Below are 22,327 nucleotides of genomic sequence, written 5' to 3' on the forward strand. Positions count from 1 at the left end.
TCACCACTCAGCACCGGCTAAACACCGCGCTACCGCTAACAGCACCGGCTAAACGCCGCGCTACCGCTAACAGCACCACCACTCAGCATAATGAAAATACAGCGTTTTGCAAGTAAATGGGGTGTACCTAATTTACTTACAAAACGCTGTATCTCCTATATTTTCTCGATTTTATGGTTTCTTGATCCGATTTTCCGTCTAAATCTAAATATAAGTAATAATACGATTTCTCTGCCAATAAAAATATAGATAATTATACAAGTATACAAAGATATAGAGACGCAAAAGTTGCGGTATGGAAAGATTTTCAAATCACATCTTCGAGTATTCTCAGCAAAGACTAAAAACCAGGGTTTCAACTAATCATCAACGGTTTTAGCCTCAAATGTACTCCAGCATTGCGGTTTTCGACGCTAGTGCAAGATGTTCAGTTAATGAATAGCCTGGGTAATTTTATTGCTGTGACTGTAGCATATATGAGTTATATTTAACCGTAATACTTCAAGCCATATGAATAATTAATCTACAATTCTCTGCCAACATAGTACGGACAAAAATATTTTGTTTTAATTGCCAGTTAATCAAGGTGTGTTGAAATTTTTTCACAAAAAATCATGCTATGAAGATAGATGATCAGCAAATCAAGATTCTCTTAATTGAGAACGGTCTAGAAAATTGGAATTGTTTATTAAGAATATTTGATGCGATTAATTATAATTTACAAAAATTATCTTCTAAGGAAATAGAAGTTAATTTAGCAATAGACTTTATTCCTGATCTAATTTTACTGGACAGTTCTATAGCTAACCTCAAGGGGTCAAAAATTGCTGAACGATTAAAGAGTAATCAAAACAAAATAGATATACCCATAATTTTACTGATTGATTTAGAGAAACTATCTCAAACATTGAATCATATTAAATTAGATTTCGCCGACTATATTACTAAACCATTAAGAGAAAAAGAAGTTTTAATTCGAGTAAAGAATCAACTTAAGACTCAAGAATTACAGCAACAATTACTTGTAGAGCAGGCAAAATATCAACAACTAGCCGTTGAGTTAGCAAAGCAAACACAGCAGCTAGAGTCGATATGCAATACTGTGCAAGCTGAGAGTAATCTGCAAAATTACCATCAAAATACTAACCCGCCGGCAAGTACCATCAAGCTATGCAACTATAACTCAGTGTTAAGCCAACTAGCGAAACATCAGGCATTATATCAAGGAGAATTGCCAGCCGTTTTGAGGGAAATTACAGAAGCTGGTGCAAAAAATATTGACGTAGAAAGAGCTAGTATTTGGCTGTATAAAGTCACAGGTACTGAAATTGAATGCTGCGATTTATTTGAGCAAAGTCATCATCAGCACAATACAGGATTGACCCTATCAGTAGCAGAGCATTTAGCATATTTTCAACTTTTGCATCAAAATGAAGCGATCGCCGCCGATGATGCCCATAAAGATCCCCGCACACAACCGTTATCTGAGACTTATCTTACCCCCTGCAATATTACTTCCATGCTCAATACACCCATTCGTTTAGGGGGAAAAACAGTAGGAGTTTTGTGCTTAGAAACTGTGGGAATAGTACATAACTGGACACTGGAAGAGCAAAATTTTGCCCGTTCTTTAAGTAATTTAGTCTCTTTGGCACTAGAAGCACGAGAACGTCAAAGGGCTGAAGCAGCTCATCGAGCTTCCGAACAGAAGTTAGCCTCAGCCTTTAGAGCCTCCCCTGACCCTATCGCTCTGTGTACTTTTCCAGAAACACGCTACATTGAAGTTAACGACAGCTTTTGTCGGCTCTTTGGTTATTCTCGATCGCAAGTCATTGGTAGCACTAATACAGAATTGAACATTTGGGTAAATCTCCAGGAATGTCATTTTCTGTCCAAAATCCTGCAACAAACAAAAACTATCCGCAACCATGAAGTTGATTTTCGCACTGTAAGCGGTGAAATCAAAACGGTGTTGCTCAGTGCAGAAATGATCGAATTAGAGAGTCAAAAGTATCTACTCGCAACAGCTAAAGATATCACCGAACGCAAACAAGCAGAAACTGAAAGCCGTTTATTGCTGTTGACTACCCAGGGCATCACCCGCGCCATTGATCTCAAAAGTGCTTTAACATTAGTCTTGCGTTTGATTTGCCAAACTATCGGTTGGGACTTTGGGGAAGCATGGATACCCAATGATGATGGTAGTGTATTGGAACATAGTTTAGTCTGCTACTGTGAAGAAAACCATCTGGAAGAATTTTGCGATCGCAGCCAGACAATGACATTTGCTGTGGGTGTGGGACTACCGGGGCGAGTATGGCAAACGAAAAAACCAGAATGGATAGAAGATATTTCTCAGCTAACCCAGTTAGTATTTTTACGCTCTTCGCAAGCTGCGAAAATCGGCTTTAAAACGGGTTTTGGTGTTCCTATTCTTGCCGGTCGCGAAGTAGTGGCTGTTTTAGTATTTTTTAAGCGCAGTGCTGTCTCAGTAGATAAGCGGTTACTGATGTTGGTGGGTGCTGTAGCCACGCAATTAGGCAGTTTAATTCAACGCCAAATGATAGAAGCAGCCCACAGACAAAGCGAAGAACGATTACAACTAGCCCTAGAAGCCAGCGAGTTGGGTTTGTGGGATTGGAATCTTCGCACAGGGAAAATCTATCGTGACTGGCAATGGCAACATCTACTAGGGTATGCAGAATCTGAAGTTGATCAAAATCAATTACTGAGCCAACAATTAATCCATCCACAAGACTTACCCGCCGTTAAATCAGCTATTCATGCTCATCTACATGGGATGACATCTGTATATGAGATGGAATTTCGGATACGCTGTGCCTCTGGGGAATGGAAATGGCTACAGTCTCGCGGCCAGATTGTGGAACGTGACGAACAGGGTGCGCCTTTACGGATGACTGGCACTAATAAAGATATTACAGAGCGCAAAACCCTAGAAAAACAACTAGAACTGCGGGAAGCTCGTCTAAATGCTTTTTTCAGTGGTGCGCCTGTAGGCATGAATATCTTAGACCACCATCTGCGATTTGTCCAAATTAACGAATTGATGGCAGAGATTTCTGGTCAACCAGCAAAAGACCATATCGGCAAGACACTCGATGAAATAGCACCCCACATTGACCCTTTGTTGACACCATTTTGTCAACACGTACTATTGACCGGTCAAGCAATTCTGAACCGGGAACTAAGTATTGCTGTTTCCGAGTCGCAGGAGCATCTACGTCATTTTTTAGTTTCCTATTTTCCCATTTCTGGAGAAGATCATCGCCCCTCTGGTGTAGGCACTGTGATGCTAGAAATTAGTGAACTCAAACGGGCAGAAGCAGCTTTACGCGAAAGTATAGAACGGGAAAGAGCGATCGCTCAAGTCATTCAAAGGATGCGCCAGACCCTAGATTTAGAAACTATTTTTACCGCCACCACCGCAGAAGTACGGCAAGTTTTGCATTGCGATCGCGTCGTTGTTTATCGCTTTCATCCCGATTGGAGTGGCGAATTTGTCGCCGAATCTGTAGGTACGGAGTGGGTGTCACTCATCGAAATGCACCAACAAAACCTCAATCTCACCAAAGATGCTTTAGAAAATGGTCGCTGCATCCTAAAAATGTTGGATGGTCAAGAAATCGAATTACAAGATAATCAGATACCAGCGAATACAGGCACAAGTTTTTGTTGTGTGTCGAACATCTACCAAGCTGGTCTAGACCCTCATTACATCAATCTTTTGGAGCAGTTTCAAGCCCAAGCCTATATTACTGTCCCCATCTTATGTGGTAATCAAGTTTGGGGGTTATTAGCCACCTATCAAAATTCCCAGCCTCGCCAGTGGAAAACAGGGGAAATCAACATCGTAGTCCAGATTGGTAATCAGTTGGGAGTGGCTTTACAGCAGGCACAATTGTTAGCCCAAACTCAACAGCAATCAGAAGCCTTACAAGCGGCGGTGACAGCAGCTGATGCTGCCAATCGAGCCAAGAGCGAATTTCTAGCCAACATGAGCCACGAATTGCGAACACCCCTAAACGCCATCTTGGGATTTACGCAACTAATGAGCCATGACAACACCCTCTCTCGTGAACATCAACAAAACTTAGGCATCATGAACCGCGCCGGAGAACACCTGCTCAACCTCATCAATGACATTCTGGAAATGTCCAAAATCGAAGCAGGCAAAACCACCTTAAATCTCAGTAGTTTTGATTTAATTCATCTATTGGATAACCTCCAAGAACTATTGCAAGTTCGAGCAAAAGCCAAAGGCTTAAAGCTAATATTTGAATATGATCCTCATTTGCCCCAATACGTACAAAGCGATGAAAGCAAAATACGTCAAGTTTTACTCAACATTGTAGGAAATGCCATTAAATTTACAGCATCTGGCAATGTGATACTTAAAGTAAGGTTAGGAACTGGGGACAAAGGCACAAGGAAACAAGGGGGACAAGAAAGTAATACTGCATCTCCCGTGTCTTCCCCTTCTACCTTGTCTATTTCCCATCCCCAATCTCTCATCTTTGAGATACAAGATACTGGTACAGGAATTGCACCACAAGAACTTGAGTTGTTATTTGAAGCTTTTGGACAAACTCAAAGCGGTAGACAATCGCAACAGGGAACAGGCTTAGGATTAGCAATTAGCCGTAAATACGTGCAAATGATGGGGGGAGAAATTAGCGTTAGTAGCAGTTTAGGGATGGGGAGTCAATTTACCTTTGATATTCAAGTCGCTTTAATCTCTGCGGCTGATATGCCCATGTCATCAGTATCTCGTTGGGTAACTGGTTTAGCACCGCAGCAAGCACAATATCGAATTTTGGTTGTAGATGATATACCCGACAGTCGTCTCTTACTAGTGAAACTCCTTTCATCTATCGGTTTTGTGGTACAAGAAGCCGCAAATGGTCACGAGGCTGTTGCTTTATGGGAACAATGGCATCCTCACCTCATTTTCATGGATATGCGAATGCCTACAATGGATGGTTATCAAGCTACTCGCTTGATTCGTTCCCGTGAATTAGAGCATCGGGAAAAATGCACTATGATGTCGATGACCACATATGTTCATGAAGTGTCTCGGAACGAAAATCGCCCCATGTCTTGTTCCTATCAACACCATACAATTATTATTGCCCTGACTGCTAACGCTTTTGAAGAACAACGGGAAGCAATGATCACAGCTGGTTGTGACGATTTGATTAATAAGCCCTTCCAGAAAGCACAAATTCTCGAAAAACTCAGTCAATATTTAGGTGTCCGCTATCTTTACCAAAAAGATATTCGCCAAACATTCCATATTAGGCAAAAATCTCTAGAAAAAATTCCAAAAATTGATGATTTATTGTCTTTACTATCTCAAATGCCTCAAGAATGGGTGGCAAAAATCTATCAAGCTGCTGCCCAAGGTAGTGATGACTTAATTTTAGAATTAATCCAGCAACTTACCTGGGAAAATACAATTTTACAAGAGTATTTCAGTTGTTTAGCCCATAATTTTCAATTTGAGAAAATCATGGAATTAACTAATGATGTAGTTAATCAGGAACAGAGGAAAGTGAGAGTAGAGGAAGCCTCTACACCAAACTTTTGAGGAAAAGGGAACAGGGAAAAAAGCAAATGACAGCCCCTACAAAATCTTTTCATGTTGATCGCCTCTCGGTACAGATTTACAAATCTGAATCAGACATGGCTCAAGACGTTGCAGGTATCACCCAGAAGTATTTACAATCTATTCTGCAACATCAGCAGACATCTGCTGTTTTATTCGCTACAGGCAATTCTCAACTCAAATTTTTAGAGGCGTTGATTGCTTTGGGTGGTGTAGATTGGTCACGAATTACTTTATTTCATCTAGATGAATATTTGGGAATTAGTGCAGATCATCCTGCTAGTTTTCGGCACTATATGCGAGAACGCGTAGAAAAGCGAGTACGTCCCCAAACGTTTCACTATATTGCAGGTGATACTTTAGAACCATTGACAGAATGCGATCGCTACACCAAACTACTACAAGCACAACCTATTGACCTCTGCTGTCTTGGTATTGGCGAAAATGGACACTTAGCTTTTAACGATCCCTCTGTAGCTAATTTCCAAGATCCTTACAGCGTTAAATTAGTAAAACTAGATACAGCTAATCGCCAACAACAAGTAAGTACAGGACAATTCCCCAATCTTGATAGTGTTCCCCAGTACGCTTTTACTGTAACCTTGCCTTTGATTTGTTCAGCCAAAAAAATCCTTTGTCTAGCACCACAACAACGTAAAGCAAAGATAATACAAAATATGCTACAAAGTTCAGTCACTACAGACTGTCCAGCTTCTATCCTGCGTCAACAACCACAGGCGAATTTGTTCTTAGATGTCAATTCTGCTAGTTTACTGTTTTAGTCATTAATTTTCCCCTTGTCCCTACTCCCCAATTGCCTAAAATTAGACAGACAAGCTTCCAGATAAGCACAGTCTTCACACTGTAGTTCTTGTCCAGGATTGGGACAACCACAAGGGGGATTAACAAAACATTCAGATGGATTTTGAGGCGGTAAATATTTTTTAAATATCAATTGTAAAGCTGCTTCTTGTAGACAAAAAATACAATCTCGTACCATCGTGTTTATCCTTGAAGAATGGTAATATCATGCTACAGACCACCTAATCCATGCTGATACTTTATCTTCCACGACAAACACTCGCTTGTGGGAATTAGCAGTTTCAGCTACAAGCACTTTCAATGTGACTGTGTATACATTATTAATGAGGTAGTTGCCGTAACCAACCACTTTACCTAGATGGCCAGTTTGTTGGTTCAGCACATAATCTCCAATGGATAACATAACAGCACTTCAACATTTAGTAATAAATCAACTACACTTGTTTATTCTCTGTAAGTAGATAAATAAAAACTTCATCCTTCTAGAGAATTTTATTTTTCACTTTAGAAATAACTTGTCAATTATCAATTTCTTCCCTAGGATATAAGATTTTTTTATTTTTTATATTAGTCGAGTAGATTTATCTTGGTTTTCATAGGGTATTATCAATACTTGTATAAATAAAAAACCTGCACTTCTAGAAATGCAGGTATGTCACAAAGATATCAATTGTTTTGAAAAAGAATATATGCACTCGTTTTGATAGTACATAAATTCTTATCTGTTGAGTGCTAATTCTTTTTTCCTTTTCATGATTTCCAAATATTCATTGCGAGTTCCATCTATTCGGTAGTGGTCGCAGATTTGACAAAGTTTGAGCAGATCCAAGCGGCTGAATACCTTTTGGCGTTCTATTCCATTATCATTCCTCCAACGCCAAAAAGTTGTGCGGTCAATACGGCGATCGCTCTCAGGCCATCTTCGACGAGATAGAAAATCTATTATTTCTTCTTCATAAAATGAGTAACCTTTTGGCAACTTGATCAGTTCATCTTTTAAACAGTTAAGCGGTATGAGTGGATCTAACGCAGATAGTCTCATGCCAGCAAGCCCTTATAGTCTTGGTAAATTAAACAGCAGGCTTCATGCAAAACGGTATCATCAAATTTAAGTTACATCAAAATACTGTGTCATTTATAGCTAAGAGAGTAATGAGGTAATCAAGAATATTTATATATAAACTATCCTTGCCTCTGTATCTTTCACCATATATGAGTAACAGTATATTCGACATAATTATATCGAATATAATAAATATATTTATACAGATTTTCAATCCTTATGCAACAAAAATAAACTCATTTTTATTCATATTAATTATTAAAATAAGATGCAAGTTGGCAAAAATATTTTGAATAAAGAAATTTTCCTACTTTAGACAGATCAGTTAGTTAAAAAATTTACATTCAATAGAAATGTTGGAAATGTGGAGGAATCATATTTATTTTTTTACCATCATTATGAATGAAAACTTGTTGTCTAAAAATTCAGTTGTCCGTACACTTAGCTAGATTAAGGTAGGCTTCTTATACTAATAGATATACATCAGATTTAAAGTTATATAAATATGCTCCACCTTACTATTGCCTGACTTTCACTTTTATAAGTCTATACACTTCCATGCTGATGAATATATCAACTTCAAACTCTATCTCGTGTTTAATCGCTTACTAAGCTTCTTCACTAAAGTGACTGCACCCAACTATAGGCGTTGGCGTAGCCTCTCGTAGAGATGGTCTCCGACCGTCGGTCGCTCATCGCGGACTTTTATACTAAGATTTGTAAATGATCATGTTTCCTCGCTGTGAATGTCAGCCAGCAAATTTTCTGGGCGTGCATTTACATGAGATGCTGGTTGATTGGTTAGGTGAGTATTTGTAAATGTCTATTGTTTCTTCAGTCACGGTTAACGTTCCTGGCACAACTGCTAATTTGGGGCCTGGTTTTGACTGCATTGGTGCTGCTTTGACTATATATAACCAGTTCAACTTCACTCGCCTGGAAGCAGGTGGCTTCATTATTCATGTCACAGGAGCGGAAGCGGAACGAGTACAAACTGATGAGAGTAATTTAGTTTATCAGGCGTTTGTCAAGTTGTATCAATATATAGATCAGACACCGCCACCTGTGAAAATTGAGATTAATTTAGGTGTACCCCTCGCTAGAGGTTTGGGGAGTTCCGCCACAGCAATTGTTGGTGGTTTAGTTGCAGGAAATCAATTGGCGGGTGAGCCTTTATCTCAGTTGCAGGTGATGGAATTAGCGATCGCAATGGAAGGACATCCTGATAATGTAGTTCCAGCTTTGTTGGGGGGATGTCGTCTAGCGGCTACTAGTGATGCAGGTTGGGAAATCTGTGATGTTCCTTGGCATAGTGATACCGTCCCAGTAGTAGCGATTCCTGATTTTGAATTGTCAACCTCAGAAGCGCGGCGAGTTTTACCCACAGAATTTAGTCGTGCAGATGCGATTTTCAACACGGCTCATTTAGGTTTATTGTTACGCGGCTTGGAAACTGGTAAGGGACAATGGTTAAAGGCAGCCTTGCAAGATAAGTTACATCAGCCTTATCGTCAAGCTTTAATTCCTGGTTACGATGCTGTAAATGCGGCGGCGGTGGCGGCTGGTGCTTACGGGATGGTGATTAGTGGTGCGGGTCCGACGCTGTTGGCTTTAGCAAATGTGTCTCACGCTCAAGCAGTGGAAGCAGCGATGTCTACAGCCTGGAAAGAAACAGGAATTAATGCTGTAGTGCGATCGCTTTCTCTCGATACCCAAGGCGCAATTTGAAAATTAAAACTTAAAAATTAAACATGAAACAACTTAACCCTGGCTGGCCTTTGGAGCAAATTCAGTCAGAGATTGCCGCACTCAAGTCAGAAATTCAAGTGCTTCAGCAAGAACGTGCTGATCTGACTATTAATCATGATGTCATGGCTAGTGAGTATGATTCACCTTTGGCTATGGTGCAAGCTTACCGTCTGCAAGCCAGAGAAAATCCCCAATTATCGGCGGAACTCAAAGGTATAGATGATGCAATCGCAGCTTTAAAGTCACAGGTACAGCATAAACAAACTGAATTAGCCCAGTTACCTAGAAAAACACAACTAATTAGGCAACAACAACAGTTAGAAGAAGCTAAGGAACTGGCACAAGTCCATGCTGAACGCATTAATGAACTCGCCGGGGAACTAGCAAAAGAAATCCGCAGCTTAAAAGCTTGTGCTGATCATCTGAGTCCCTTGTATTGGCAAATTTACTACAAACCATTCATCACCGGATTTAAAACCATCTCTGTTCCTTATGTACGTTCAGACGGGGAAGTATGGATGATTGTCAATCGCATTATTTAGGAGCGGAGGAGTGATGAGTGCTGAGTAATGAGTGCTGTTAGCGGAAGCGGGGCGTTTAGCCCGTGCTGAGTAGTGAGTGCTGTTAGCGGAAGCGGGGCGTTTAGCCCGTGCTGAGTAGTGAGTAGTGAGTTGTGAGTGGGCATTGTATTTTTCTCCCCCTGCTCCCCCTGCTTCCCTTGCTCCCCCTGCTTTCTTTTCCCCAATCCCATCAACTTTTGTAACGGCAGTTAAAGCTGCCGTTTTTTATTGACGTAGCAAAAGTTTACATTTAGGATAGACTTGCAGCAAAATTTTATAGGTATTTATTCTCTTTTATGCTGATCATCGTAGTTTTGTTAAGTATATATTCCTATGCAAAGCCTGATTTTTCTTTTTATAGGGATAAATAACATTTACAAAAGTACGAATTCCTTAATATAATGTAATCAAAAGCGGACACAAAAAAAGATTGTTAGAAGTGATGAATCCAGTTGAATTTCCCTGGCTAACAGCCATAATTGCCTTACCGTTGGTGGCATCCCTGGCCATCCCTATAATTCCAGATAAAGAAGGTAAAACAGTCCGTTGGTATGGTTTAGGAGTTGCGATCGCTGATTTTGCCTTAATGATTTACGCCTTTTGGCAACATTACGATTTTCAAAACTCAACTTACCAATTTGTAGAAAAATATGCTTGGATACCCCAAATAGGCTTGAATTGGTCTTTAGCCGTTGACGGCTTATCAATGCCTCTAATCTTGCTCACAGGATTAATTAACACACTAGCAATCTTCGCGGCTTGGAAAGTAACCAACAAGCCGCGATTATTTTATGGTTTGATGTTGGCGATGTACAGCGCACAGTTGGGTGTTTTTCTTGCCCAAGACTTGCTGTTATTCTTCCTCATGTGGGAAATCGAGCTAGTTCCCGTTTACTTGCTGATTGCCATCTGGGGCGGGCCAAAACGCCGTTATGCAGCTACCAAGTTTATTCTTTACACTGCTGCTGCCTCTATATTTATTCTCGTATCCGGTTTTGCACTAGCATTCTCTGGAGATACATTTACTTTCGATATCGCATCTTTGGGAATGAAAGAATATCCCAAAGCGATTGAATTATTAGCTTATGCAGGATTCTTAATTGCCTTCGGTGTAAAACTACCAATTTTCCCTCTACATACCTGGCTACCTGATGCTCACGGTGAAGCGTCTGCACCTGGTTCGATGATTTTGGCTGGTGTGTTGTTGAAAATGGGTGGTTATTCTCTCATCCGCTTCAACATGGAAATGTTGCCTGATGCTCATGTTTACTTTGCGCCAGTTCTAGCAATCTTAGGTGTAGTTAACATTGTCTACGGTGCTTGTTGTGCCTTTGCTCAAACCAACCTCAAACGCCGCCTAGCTTACTCTTCAATTGCCCACATGGGTTTTGTACTCATCGGTCTAGCTTCCTACACAGAAATTGGTGTCAGTGGAGCGATGCTACAGATGGTTTCCCACGGTTTAATTGCTGCTAGCTTATTCTTCTTAACCGGTGTGACTTACGAACGTACCCACACCTTGTTGATGGACAAAATAGGCGGTATGGGTAAAGTAATGCCCAAAACCTTCGCACTCTACACCGCCGGCGCAATGGCTTCTCTCGCTTTACCTGGTATGAGTGGCTTTGTCGGTGAGTTGATGGTATTCCTCGGTATCGCTAGCAGTGACGTTTACAGTTCCAGCTTCAAAGTTGTAGTTATCCTGCTGTCAGCCGTGGGTGTAATTCTGACACCGATTTATCTACTATCCATGCTGCGTCAAGTGTTCTACGGTAAGCAAAGTGAAGAATTACATTTAGATGCTGTAGTTCCTGATGTAAACCCCCGTGAGTTGTTCATCACTGCTTGTTTGATTCTTCCCATCATCGGTATCGGTTTGTATCCCAAGTTGGTAACACAGACCTATGATGTGAAAACAGTAGAAGTTGCAGCCCATGCTCGTCAAGTCTTACCAGTTGTGGGTGGACAACAACCAACAAGTCTTTACTCACAGATTTTCACTGCACCAACACTAGCTTCGGCTCAAGTTGAAAGTTTAGTTAATATTTCAAAGTAAATATACGTCCCAATCAGGGAACGAAAAGTAAATTCTAAATATGAGGGGAATATAGGGGTGGTTGCAAAACTACCCCTTAAATTTTTAGTTATGTGTGGGTAATCTATTTCGGTAGTTTTTTAGACCATTCATAAAAATCATTTTCATATGCTTCTCCACTAGTTTTATAAGCCTTCATACCAGAAAAGAACAAACCTAATCCCCAACCCAATAGGGGAAAAATAGCCCAGAAATATGCAGGGCTTGTCCAAAGATTTAATACAATCAAAAATCCATTCACACCAATAAAAGCAATTAGGTGTGATTTAAAATCATCACGTCGTTGGGCATGAAATCTCTGCCGCTTTTTTTCTCCTATTTCTTGGGTCAACCATTCTTGTTCAGCAGCTTGGAGCGATGCCGATGAAACTCCTAGTTCTGAGGCGATTTCTATAATCTGCTGCCGGGAAATTTCTCCCTGTTGCTGACGAGCAAAAGCTTTTTGGAGAATCTGTTGCATTTGTTCGGAATTGTAAGTCATATAAATACCCAAGAATGTGAAACAATAACTGGGAGAACTAATTGAGTTTTGAAACTTTAGCTACAAAATCATTAACAATATATTTATCCGTTATTACGAACTGCTGAGACACACATTTTATCTCTGAAAAAATAAGCGATGCAGTAATCGAAAACACAAATTATGGATATATTGGTTTGTGTTTTGTTGTTTGATATGTTCAATAAAATTTTGTTAATTCTGTATATTTAGCAACACAAAAAAATAGTAAATAATCTAGCTTAAGTGAAATTATAAAGTTAAGAATACCCGGACTTTCCAAGCAAATGAATGTAGTGTTTGCGTAGCTTGTCGTTCACGGTAGCGTTGTCGAGCAAAAGGCATATCTATTCAGTCTAAGGAGTGTCAAATATCTTGCGAATATGTTAAATTTCACTACACTTAGTACCAATGAAAAAAGACTAACTCCTAGCCCCTAGACCCTAATCCTTTTTTGCTGTATCTGGTTTATACTCAGTCCAGATAAAAAAATATCCAAAATGTAGGGTGCGTCAGTATAAATAACTTCTGGATATAGTTAGGTTTTCTCAAACTGACGCACCCTACCAACCCGTCTGCCTGGGATAATTTATTTTCTGGTGTTCCCTTAGCTTTTCATTCCCCCTTTAAAAGACAATTTACTGAGTTCGCTGTTGGTTAACTAAACTTTTCGTGATTTAGGATATAGCCAGAAGCTCAACAAACGGCTTACTCTGGGCATGACAACATAAGTTAACAGCAAAACCATAGTAATTGTAATAATCAACGAAATAATGAAGGGAGGTAAGCCGCGCAGTAGAGGTGTGATAAATGTATTCAACACATTAATCAACACATATACAGAAACCCAAGTTAGCAGTGCTGTTTTATAGCGTGGTGGAGTCTTCAGTGGTTGACCGGGAAGGGAAAACCAAGCTTCTAAGCCATTGATATGCTGAACTTGGGGGTCAGATTCTATCAAAGTTGCGGATTGAGTTAGCCAATATTCGCGATCGCGTGATGTCATCCAAGTCTTAAGATTTTCATAGCCGTCAAACCGAAAGATAATCACATATTCGGGACGCACTCCAGCTTGGGGACGAATGATATTTGTACCCAAATGACCAACGTAAGTTCTAGCAACAGTGGTTATATCTTTCAACCAAGCTTCGTAAGCAGCTTCACATCCTGGTTTCACAACTTGTGAAATGACCACCGTGATAATTTGATCGTCTTGTTCCATTTCTATCGCTACCAATAAGAATAGGACAAATACATGAGTTAAGGGCGCACGACTGTACGCCCCTACAAATGATTCAGGTATTGTTTAAACAAAGATATATCCAGCTTTCCCAACTTCTAGCCGCACAACGTTAGCAGCAACAACTCCCGTGGGAGGGGGTAAAAACATTCCGCCATTGGTGACAATATAGATGGACGTGCGATCGCCCTGACTTTGACCAAAGGCCACAGATGTACTACCAATTACACCTTGCTCGGCTTGAGCAATAATAGTTGTCATGCCATCAGTCCCAATCCGTACTACACTGTTGTAAATGTGCGTTGCTCCGTACAGGTTGCCTTCTACGTCAAATGCAAAGTCATCAATGTTAGTCTTCTCTACAAAGACTTCCGGCTTACTGGGGTGATCTCCCATACCAAGGGGAATCCGCAATAACAACATTTGTTCTGTATTGGAAACGTAGACTGTCCTGCAAAAACGTTTTATCCCATTGGCGGCTGGAATGGAGTTCTCTGCATTGCTACGAGCCAGCAAAGGATGTTCTAACCAAATGGATGCACTGGGTTGAGCAAAATCAATTAGCCAGATTGCACCGCGATAGGAATCTGCTGTCAAATACTTGTTATCTGATAGAGGAGTGATACCGTTGAGGAATATGGCATCTGGCAAGGTTAACAAGGTTTCTACTGTACCATCCTTGGCAACTAGAGAAACCACAGGTACAGAGTCAGCATTCCATCCTGTAGCTATCAAACCGCCATCACTAGTGAAAGCTAGACCGCTTACTTTTCCTTCCACACTGGCGTGAATCTGCTGATTGCCATCTGGGGTGATGCGAACAATTTTACCAACTTCATGGTTAGTTACGAAGATTGTACCATCGGGAGCGATCGCCAGATTTTCAAGAAAAGTATTCACAGGGAATGAGGTAATGATTTTAGCAGGAGCTAAATCAATCGGTGTATCCGCATAAATAGGGGGTAAACCTACTAAATTTTCCATATTGACCTACCACTGTAATTGAACTGGGCCGCCAAACTTCCGCATCTCTGCAAAAAACTGTCCTTGCGCTCCTCCATCGGGTAGTGTTGCCAAATAGACGGCTGTTTCCGCTCCCTCTTCTGCTGTAAACGGAGCTTGATCACCCCCCATATCTGTCTTCATCCAACCCGGAGAATAGGCATTAACAAGAATATTAGTACCTTGGAGTTCCTTAGCCAGAATCGCCGTGATACCATTCACACCCACCTTAGAGAGCCGATAAGATGGTGCTAACGGATAATAATCATGGGAAATTGAAGACAGAGAAGCCATTTCAGTGGAAATATTAACTATGCGTCCGTAGTTTTCCACCTGCATCAACGGAATTAATGCTTGAGAAATTCTCACTACTGCCAAAACATTAGTTTCAAAAGTGACTCGCATCGTTTCCAATTGCACAGTCAGCAAACTAGACTCCTCTGGCTTAGTTGTAGGATTCACACCTGCATTGTTAACTAAAATATCTACTTTGCCATAGGTTTCACTCAACCACTGGGTAAACTGCTGAACACTTGCATCATCAGTAACATCTAGTAAATGATAGTCTACATCCAGCCCTTCACTAAATAGTTGTTGCTTGGTAGCTAAACCATCTGTTTCATTACGACTCGTCAGAATTACACGGATACCCATTTGGGATAACTTACGAGAAATAGCATATCCTAGACCTCGATTACTGCCTGTTACCACCGCAATTCTCGTTTGAGTCGTCATTTTTGTGACCTAAAAAATGCTTTCAAATTTACTCTACTGAGATGTTATAAATTAAGCAAATTGATTACAGCGATACATTTAATTAATGGGATTAATCGATTTATCTGCCATTGACCTCAACCTGCTTGTCGCCTTTGAAGTGCTTTTTGAGGAACGCAGTGTGACAGCCGCCGCTCAACGTTTGTATCTCGGACAACCAGCCATGAGTGCTGCTCTGGGAAGGTTACGCACACTATTTCAGGATGAGTTATTTATCCGCATCGGTAGAGAAATGCAGCCGACAGCAAAAGCTCTAGAAATTGCTCCAGGTATCTCAATTGCTCTCCAGCAAATCCGACAGACCCTAGAATATAGTCAAACCTTTGAGCCAACAACTTCTAAACATACCTTTGCAATTGGTAGTTCGGATTACACCAGCTATGTTGTTGTACCCAAGCTGTTAGAAGTTTGTCGTCAGGTTGCACCAAGCATTAATTTTCGATTAATTGGTTTTGAGAAGGATTCGGTGGGAGACCTCTTAGAGCAACGAGAAATTGATGTTGCTTTGGGTTTCTTTCAAAATCCTCCCCGACAAACAATACAAATGTCATTATTTCAAGAACACTTTGTAGGTATTTGTCGCCGTGGACACCCTGTTATCACCGAAGAGACGATAACACCGGAAACCTTTGCTCGTCTCCCCCAAGCTCTTTTTACTCTCAGACGAGATGACATTGGTGAAATTGACAAGGTGCTTGCTGAACAAAATCTCCAGCGTCGTGTTGCGTTGACTACGCCGCACTTGCTGATATTACCAGCCGTCATTTCATCCAGTGATTTGGTGACTGTGATTCCTTCTCGACTGGTGACACCGTTTGCTTGCAAAGATACATTAGAAATTTTTGAACTTCCTGTACAAACTGAACCTTGGATGATTTCTATGCTGTGGAGCAAACTTACAAATCAGGATCAGGCGAGTATTTGGTTACGGCAAATACTTCAAAGTGTTTGTCAGGGGATTTAAGCTAGATAGCCGCAGAATAGGCTTCATCTACTTTCAAGGTTGTACCTGTGATAAATTTAGCATCATCGGAAATCAAAAAAGCCACTATTTTGGCAAACTCTCTATAGGTAACAGGACGACCCAACATTAAATCCGCCGGTACATTCCAGCCTTCTAACTCTGCCATTGAATCTGCGACAAAGAAAGGCGCGACAGAAACCATGCGAATTTTATCTGCTCTGTAACGTTTGGCATAAAGTTTTGTAAAGCCTTCCATTGCGGTGCGGAGTGTTCCAGTAAAGGGAGTTCCTAAGCTTGGTTCTTGAGAATCACAGGCGGAGATATTGACGATCGCACCACCACCGGAATTTTGCATCGGTGCTGTCACTAGTCTGGCGATGCGAACCACACTCAAAAACAGCATTTCAAAGTTTTCTAGCCACATTTCATCGGAAATAGATAGCAAATCGGGTCGGGGTGGGTCGCCGAAACTATTGACTACTGCATCAATACGACCAAATTTAGTTAAGGTAGTCTCGACTAATTGCTGTAAGTCTTGAGGGTTGGTCATTGAGCCTTGAATGGCAATTCCACCCAATTCTCTGGCTAAATCTAAAACTTCAGGCGATCGCGCCATTAATGCCACATTGTCACCCCTCGCTGCTAATTCTCTGGCGCAACCCGCACCAATTCCTCGACTAGCAGCCGTTACAATCACAACTTTTGCTGAAGTCATATTGCTACTTTCTAAAAATTTTTCTTTATTGCCAAGACCTACGCAAAAAGTCTCTCAAACCCTTATTTCTCTGTGTTCTCTGCGTCTCTGTGGTATGCGCTACGCGCACACTACGCGAACGTTATTCCGTAAATTGTGCGTAAGTCCTAATTGCTAAACTATACCAATTTGTGCTGCGGCTACAGCCTGTACAGGATTATATGAGCAAGAGTTAATGATTTTTCAATTTAAAGAATTAGTTAACATAGTTTCATTCAAACTAAATCAAAAACAGCTATTATAAATTGCTGCGCTGCCGATAAGGATTTACATAGCGCATTTCAAACCGACTCTGTTCCCAGAGTGGTAATAAAGCCTGTTTAGCAGCATTTAATTGAGCTTGAGAGAAACGAGTTTTGCCATGTTCTATAATCCAGATAAAAGTTCTAGTGATTAAATCGGCTTGAAAACTTTTCTCATATTGATAATTATTAATTCTGCCTACTTGAGCATCTAAATAATACAAAGCATCTTTAAAATTCCATTTAGAAAAATTACTATTCATTCTGTCTTTAGTGTTACCTGCTTCCATTAAAGTTAAGTTGCGAATAATATAGTCTATCCCCTCTATGGATGAGTCAGTATTTCGCACTAGATTTGTTAGTGTTTGATAATATGCTTTTAAAAGAACAGCCGGAATATTTTCAACATAATTATTTAACCAAGATTGAATATCTTGGAGATAAGGTACTAGTTCTCTAATATCATCAATGTCTGAAATTGGAGTGTGCTTGCTACCATAATCTGCGATATTTCTCTTTAACTCGGATGCTGATAAATTATTTTTTTGGGCATAGTAATCGATAACTTTAGGAATAAATTTTTCTAATAACCATTGTTTAGTATATGTAGCTGTCCAAGTTCCTTTTGTACCAATATCTTGATGCCATGAATTAATTTCACCATTTTCTAAAGACTGGAGATGAATATGATTAATTTCATAAACTATGTTAATGATGCCATTGGGTAATAAAGAGAAATAATTAACAGGGCAAGGTAAAATAAACGCATGATCACGGATTCCTCGACTTACGCGAATGGAAATTTCTTCTTGCTGAAATAAGTGCCATTCTGATTTACCTTGCACATAGTTAAATTCATTGGCAAAATCGTGCATTAACCGCCATAGTTTGGCATCTACAGAAAAAAGATGCACTCCACGACTACCTAAAAATTCAATAAATTCAAAATCCCAGGTTTCTAAAATATTTTCGCATTCAATAATTGATTGCTTATATGCTTGGCAAATTACATCAATACACAAACATAAATCTGCTGTTTCTAAATCAGATAAAATAACTGTAGTTTGACCTAAAATAACTTCAAAAGCATTATCATCTATTTGTTTAATAAATCTCCGACATCCCCATTCAGGACGAGTATTCAATCCGGTCATTAATTGAGCTAAAATATCTTGGTGATTGAGTTTAATCTTGCAACCTCTTAAAATCACCCCACTAAATTGGATGAGACAATCACCATCTCTGAAAGCCTTGGGTAAGTTACATTCTATGACAACTTTAGGCTTGACGACAATTAAGCGATCTCCTTCTCGCACAATCGCGGGTATAAAATCCGTTTGAGCTACAATTTCTTGTAAATTATGTCGTCTTAACGATTTTTCAATTAAATTATATTGACTATATTTTAAAGTGTTAATTGTATTTTTATCAATATTTTTAATATAGTGAAAATTATAATTATTATAAAATTCTAATGCTGTAGTGTTACTTTTTAAGGAATAAATATTTTTGTCAAGTACACATTCCTCCCTATGATAAAGTAAAAATTTAAAAAATTTAATTTGATAACCATTGGTGACTACAAAGAATAAAGGTTTTAAATAGATACTGTAGAATCTTGCTTGGGCAATAGCTTCTTGAAAATTATTTGATTGCGGAGATAAATAAATAATAATTATTAACGATGTGTCAGCATTTTGTTTGACTACATCATCAGTAGAAAAATAAATTTGCACGTTTTCTAGTTTGTTTGTTAGATTTCCGTTGGTTTCGGAACTCAAACTACATTTTCTAGAACAACATTCCTCTGGATAACAGAGATGATGAAACATTGGTATAACAAACTTAGTTTCTACATCTTCTTGGTGTTGTAAAACACGATAATCAAAAGATTGTATCCATGTGATAAATTTATTTTCCGCATCCGAGGGTGACATTTGATAATCCAAGAAATAATGCTCTAATAAAATTAACTATACAGACTCAATTTATTTATGTCGCCTTTAGTTAACCTTCCTCAGCAAAAAAATAAAAATAATTGTAATTGATACATCTATAAAAAGGCACAGTCTGACTGTGCCTCTATATTGCTGAAATCTCATGGGTGTGAAGGTGAAAATTACGCCAAGGCTACTACCTTTTCTAGCAAACCTTTAAACAATCTCAACCCATCATCACCCCCAATTACGGGATCAGATGCCCTTTCTGGGTGTGGCATCATACCGACAACATTACCCTGACGATTGCAAATCCCCGCAATGTTATTTAGTGAACCGTTAGGGTTTTCGCCTGCATAACGTAAAACTACCTGCCCTTTATCTTCAATCTCAGATAAAGTCGCCTTATCCGCATAAAATCGTCCTTCTCCGTGGGCAATTGGTAAAGTGATAACTTCACCAGTATTATAAGCCTGTGTCCAAGGACTATTATGGCTTTCAACTTTTAAAGGGACACGATCGCAGATAAAATGCAAATCTCGGTTTCTGGTAAGTATTCCCGGCAAAAGTCCGGCTTCAGTTAATACCTGAAAACCATTACAAATCCCCAGGACTAACTTACCCTTTTGGGCGTGGGCAACTACTTGCTGCATCACAGGCGAGAATCGGGCGATCGCACCACAGCGTAAATAATCGCCGTAGCTAAACCCCCCAGGGACGATAATGGCATCCAAATCATCAATATCTGTATCTTGATGCCAAACCATGCGAGTTGGCTGTCCTAGCAAGTCTCTGGTGACATAAGCAACATCGCGATCGCAATTAGAACCTGGAAAAACTACAACACCAAATTTCATAATTAATCAAGAGTCATTAGTCATTGGGCATTAGTCATTGGGTATGGGGGCATTGAGCATGGGAAATTGGGTATGAGTGACTCTCCCCCTTCTCTTCCCTCTCACCTGTCACCTATCTCTAAAACACTCCCGTTTGAGTTTCGACCTCAATTAAATCAAAACGGTAATTTTCAATGACAGGATTTGCTAACATTTGGTTACAGATGCGCTCCATGTCTTGACGTGCTTTGGTTTCATCAGAGGATGTAATCGTCAATTCAATATACTTACCAATCCGTACATTTTCTACGGTATTGTATCCCATCTGCTGGAGACCAGATTGTACAGCCACACCAGCCGGATCTAAGACTGAAGGACGAAGGGTGACAAAAATTTTGGCTAGATACTTGGTTTGCACAGGTTTTTGCTGAATGCTGCGATCGCTATACTATAACTTTCTGTTCCAACTAGGTAAAAATAAGATTATGAAGCCGTTACAGTTGATCTATTAGTTAGCCAGTTTAACAGCTTCTACTACAGTGGCAAATTAAAACCATGTCTATGAGAGCCATACGCACCCGCAGCCAAGAGCGAATTTTAAACCTCCTGCAAACCATGAAACAAGGGATTTCCGCCCAAGATATTTATGTAGAACTACGAAATCGTAATCAAAGTATGGGTTTAGCCACGGTTTATCGCTCCTTGGAAGCCTTAAAACTCGAAGGTCTGGTGCAGGTACGGACTTTATCTAATGGTGAAGCTCTGTATAGTATGGCACTTCAAGACAAACATCACCTCACTTGCTTGCAATGTGGTGCTTCAATTCCCATTCATCAATGCCCTGTGCATGACTTAGAAGACCAACTACAAGTTACCCATAAGTTTAAAATTTTCTACCACACCTTAGAGTTCTTCGGTTTGTGTGGTAAATGTCAAATGAATCATAGTCAATAGTCCAAAGTCAATAGTCATTATATAAATCAAATAAAAAACAAATAACTAACGACTATTAAGGCATTATCTCAAAACTGATTTAGCCCAACATTGACATAGAAAAACGTCTGTCAAAGCTAGAGTACGGCATCTTTTAAGATGAGATTCAAGGCACTGCGAACGTATACTTCCCAGGGGTCAATTGTAGGTCGAAAAACTAGTGCGTACAACATCACTGCACTCATTATGTCGAAAACTAAATCGGGATCGCTCTCAGTTTTAATTTCATTTCTTGCTTTGGCTCGTTCTAAGACAATCGCAAAAGCTTGTCGTCGAGGTTGTAAGTATTTTGTCCAGTATATCTGAGCAAACTGAGAATTACTATATGCACTGCTAATGATCATAGAAACCGTTTGTCGCCCAAGCGGACTAAGTGTAATTCTCGCCGCATTCTCGATTAGCGCATCAATATCACCCCAAAAGTTGCCCGTATTCGGAATTAAAACTTCTTCTCGCACATTCTCGATGGCATCAGCAACCAATTCTTCTTTACAGGTATAACGTCGGTAGATAGTTGTTTTGCCAACTCTAGCACGAGCAGCAATTGCTTCAATACTCATGACATCAAACCCTACCTCTGCCAACAACTCCAGCGTTGCTTGCAATATTGCTTGGTGAGATTGGGTACTGCGGGGTCTCCCAATTTTTTTGTTGACTTCGTTCATAAAGGCTATTATGATTTACGAAACAGTAGCGTATCGAAATAGTCTAGAACTAGAGACCATGACCAATCTTTCAACTCAGCCAACACTGGCACTTCCTCCTGGTTGTTTCGGCCTACCTGGGATTGGGGAATCTATTCAGTATTTACGCAATCCAGAAGATTTTATCGCCCAGCGTCAGCAGAAATATGGCAATGTCTTCAAAACTCACCTTTTTGGTCGTCCAACCATTGCCTTGATTGGAGCAGATGCTGCGCGGTTTCTATTTATTAATGACGGACAGCGACTGGAAATGACCAATACGCCTAGCTTTAAAGTGTTACTTGGTGAAAAATCGATCGGCGTGCAAACTGGAACTGCCCATCAAATCTTGCGTCGTCAACTGTTTCAAGCCTTTCAGCCAAGAGCATTAGAAAATTATGCTGTAACAATGGCAGAAGTGACACAATGTTACTTAAGTAGCTAAACAAAATTAATTACATAGTTTTTACCAAATTCTCGGAGAATTT

Annotated in this window: 20 protein-coding genes; 8 read left to right on the plus strand and 12 right to left on the minus strand. The window is 40.0% G+C overall.

Going from position 1 to position 22,327, the window contains the following annotated elements; translation table 11 throughout:
* The first annotated feature begins 619 nt into the window (after nucleotides 1-619).
* Both ACM0OR_RS19270 and ACM0OR_RS19275 read left to right on the plus strand, forming a co-directional pair.
* On the plus strand, nucleotides 620-5,608 hold the full coding sequence (locus tag ACM0OR_RS19270; protein WP_414578087.1) for a GAF domain-containing protein: 4,989 nt from the start codon (nucleotides 620-622) through the stop codon (nucleotides 5,606-5,608).
* 26 nt (nucleotides 5,609-5,634) lie between these two features.
* Nucleotides 5,635-6,408 (plus strand): glucosamine-6-phosphate deaminase, encoded by a 774-nt coding sequence (locus tag ACM0OR_RS19275; RefSeq protein ID WP_414578089.1) that lies wholly within the window; start codon nucleotides 5,635-5,637, stop codon nucleotides 6,406-6,408.
* Here ACM0OR_RS19275 and ACM0OR_RS19280 read toward each other — a convergent pair.
* From ACM0OR_RS19280 to ACM0OR_RS19290, 3 genes are all read right to left on the minus strand, one after another.
* The gene (locus ACM0OR_RS19280) at nucleotides 6,405-6,626 is read right to left on the minus strand and encodes a hypothetical protein (RefSeq protein ID WP_414578090.1); all 222 of its coding nucleotides are present in this window, start codon (nucleotides 6,624-6,626) and stop codon (nucleotides 6,405-6,407) included. The two genes, ACM0OR_RS19275 and ACM0OR_RS19280, sit on opposite strands and share 4 nt — an antisense overlap.
* 27 nt (nucleotides 6,627-6,653) lie before the next feature.
* Nucleotides 6,654-6,851: a hypothetical protein gene (locus tag ACM0OR_RS19285; RefSeq protein ID WP_414578092.1), complete on the minus strand. Its 198-nt coding sequence runs from the start codon at nucleotides 6,849-6,851 to the stop codon at nucleotides 6,654-6,656.
* 315 nt (nucleotides 6,852-7,166) lie between these two features.
* Nucleotides 7,167-7,490 (minus strand): hypothetical protein, encoded by a 324-nt coding sequence (locus tag ACM0OR_RS19290; protein ID WP_414578094.1) that lies wholly within the window; start codon nucleotides 7,488-7,490, stop codon nucleotides 7,167-7,169.
* A gap of 840 nt (nucleotides 7,491-8,330) precedes the next feature.
* Between ACM0OR_RS19290 and thrB the strand changes: the two genes are divergently transcribed.
* The 3 genes from thrB to ACM0OR_RS19305 all read left to right on the plus strand — a co-directional run bounded on the left by thrB (nucleotide 8,331) and on the right by ACM0OR_RS19305 (nucleotide 11,876).
* Nucleotides 8,331-9,239, plus strand: a complete 909-nt coding sequence (gene thrB / locus ACM0OR_RS19295; RefSeq protein WP_414578096.1) for a homoserine kinase — start codon at nucleotides 8,331-8,333, stop codon at nucleotides 9,237-9,239.
* A 23-nt stretch (nucleotides 9,240-9,262) separates the two neighbouring features.
* Entirely contained in the window at nucleotides 9,263-9,802 is a 540-nt protein-coding gene (locus tag ACM0OR_RS19300) for a hypothetical protein (protein ID WP_414578098.1), read from the plus strand.
* A 460-nt stretch (nucleotides 9,803-10,262) separates the two neighbouring features.
* Nucleotides 10,263-11,876, plus strand: coding sequence for an NAD(P)H-quinone oxidoreductase subunit 4 (locus ACM0OR_RS19305; RefSeq protein ID WP_414578100.1), 1,614 nt, complete (start codon nucleotides 10,263-10,265; stop codon nucleotides 11,874-11,876).
* A gap of 103 nt (nucleotides 11,877-11,979) precedes the next feature.
* Here ACM0OR_RS19305 and ACM0OR_RS19310 read toward each other — a convergent pair whose 3' ends face one another.
* The 4 genes from ACM0OR_RS19310 to ACM0OR_RS19325 all read right to left on the minus strand — a co-directional run bounded on the left by ACM0OR_RS19310 (nucleotide 11,980) and on the right by ACM0OR_RS19325 (nucleotide 15,391).
* Nucleotides 11,980-12,396: a 2TM domain-containing protein gene (locus tag ACM0OR_RS19310; RefSeq protein WP_190706771.1), complete on the minus strand. Its 417-nt coding sequence runs from the start codon at nucleotides 12,394-12,396 to the stop codon at nucleotides 11,980-11,982.
* A gap of 679 nt (nucleotides 12,397-13,075) precedes the next feature.
* Nucleotides 13,076-13,636 carry an antibiotic biosynthesis monooxygenase gene (locus ACM0OR_RS19315; protein ID WP_414578101.1) on the minus strand — a complete coding sequence of 187 codons (561 nt, stop codon included), beginning with the start codon at nucleotides 13,634-13,636 and terminating at the stop codon, nucleotides 13,076-13,078.
* Nucleotides 13,637-13,720: 84 nt separating this feature from the next.
* Nucleotides 13,721-14,638 carry an SMP-30/gluconolactonase/LRE family protein gene (locus tag ACM0OR_RS19320; RefSeq protein ID WP_414578102.1) on the minus strand — a complete coding sequence of 306 codons (918 nt, stop codon included), beginning with the start codon at nucleotides 14,636-14,638 and terminating at the stop codon, nucleotides 13,721-13,723.
* 6 nt (nucleotides 14,639-14,644) lie between these two features.
* Entirely contained in the window at nucleotides 14,645-15,391 is a 747-nt protein-coding gene (locus ACM0OR_RS19325) for an SDR family oxidoreductase (protein ID WP_414578104.1), read from the minus strand.
* Nucleotides 15,392-15,476: 85 nt separating this feature from the next.
* Between ACM0OR_RS19325 and ACM0OR_RS19330 the strand changes: the two genes are divergently transcribed.
* Nucleotides 15,477-16,394 carry a LysR family transcriptional regulator gene (locus tag ACM0OR_RS19330; RefSeq protein ID WP_414578106.1) on the plus strand — a complete coding sequence of 306 codons (918 nt, stop codon included), beginning with the start codon at nucleotides 15,477-15,479 and terminating at the stop codon, nucleotides 16,392-16,394.
* 1 nt (nucleotide 16,395) lies between these two features.
* On the opposite strand, the gene ACM0OR_RS19335 is transcribed toward ACM0OR_RS19330, so the two are convergent.
* The 4 genes from ACM0OR_RS19335 to purS all read right to left on the minus strand — a co-directional run bounded on the left by ACM0OR_RS19335 (nucleotide 16,396) and on the right by purS (nucleotide 20,581).
* Nucleotides 16,396-17,109 (minus strand): SDR family oxidoreductase, encoded by a 714-nt coding sequence (locus ACM0OR_RS19335; RefSeq protein ID WP_414578108.1) that lies wholly within the window; start codon nucleotides 17,107-17,109, stop codon nucleotides 16,396-16,398.
* 277 nt (nucleotides 17,110-17,386) lie between these two features.
* On the minus strand, nucleotides 17,387-19,327 hold the full coding sequence (locus ACM0OR_RS19340; RefSeq protein ID WP_414578109.1) for a hypothetical protein: 1,941 nt from the start codon (nucleotides 19,325-19,327) through the stop codon (nucleotides 17,387-17,389).
* Nucleotides 19,328-19,509: 182 nt separating this feature from the next.
* A complete protein-coding gene (gene purQ, locus ACM0OR_RS19345; RefSeq protein WP_414578110.1) occupies nucleotides 19,510-20,184 on the minus strand; it encodes a phosphoribosylformylglycinamidine synthase subunit PurQ in 675 nt (224 codons plus the stop codon).
* Between the two features lie 118 nt (nucleotides 20,185-20,302).
* Nucleotides 20,303-20,581, minus strand: coding sequence for a phosphoribosylformylglycinamidine synthase subunit PurS (gene purS, locus ACM0OR_RS19350; RefSeq protein ID WP_190697420.1), 279 nt, complete (start codon nucleotides 20,579-20,581; stop codon nucleotides 20,303-20,305).
* 143 nt (nucleotides 20,582-20,724) lie between these two features.
* Here purS and ACM0OR_RS19355 point away from each other — a divergent pair, with 143 nt between their 5' ends.
* Nucleotides 20,725-21,117, plus strand: a complete 393-nt coding sequence (locus ACM0OR_RS19355) for a Fur family transcriptional regulator (protein ID WP_190697525.1) — start codon at nucleotides 20,725-20,727, stop codon at nucleotides 21,115-21,117.
* Nucleotides 21,118-21,233: 116 nt separating this feature from the next.
* Here the strand turns inward: ACM0OR_RS19355 and ACM0OR_RS19360 are convergent, their stop codons facing one another.
* The gene (locus ACM0OR_RS19360; RefSeq protein ID WP_414578112.1) at nucleotides 21,234-21,821 is read right to left on the minus strand and encodes a TetR/AcrR family transcriptional regulator; all 588 of its coding nucleotides are present in this window, start codon (nucleotides 21,819-21,821) and stop codon (nucleotides 21,234-21,236) included.
* Nucleotides 21,822-21,831: 10 nt separating this feature from the next.
* Between ACM0OR_RS19360 and ACM0OR_RS19365 the strand changes: the two genes are divergently transcribed.
* Entirely contained in the window at nucleotides 21,832-22,284 is a 453-nt protein-coding gene (locus ACM0OR_RS19365) for a cytochrome P450 (protein ID WP_414578113.1), read from the plus strand.
* Nucleotides 22,285-22,327 lie beyond the last annotated feature (43 nt).

The organism is Anabaena sp. CCY 9402-a (assembly GCF_963920945.1).
GTDB lineage: Bacteria > Cyanobacteriota > Cyanobacteriia > Cyanobacteriales > Nostocaceae > Trichormus > Trichormus minutissimus.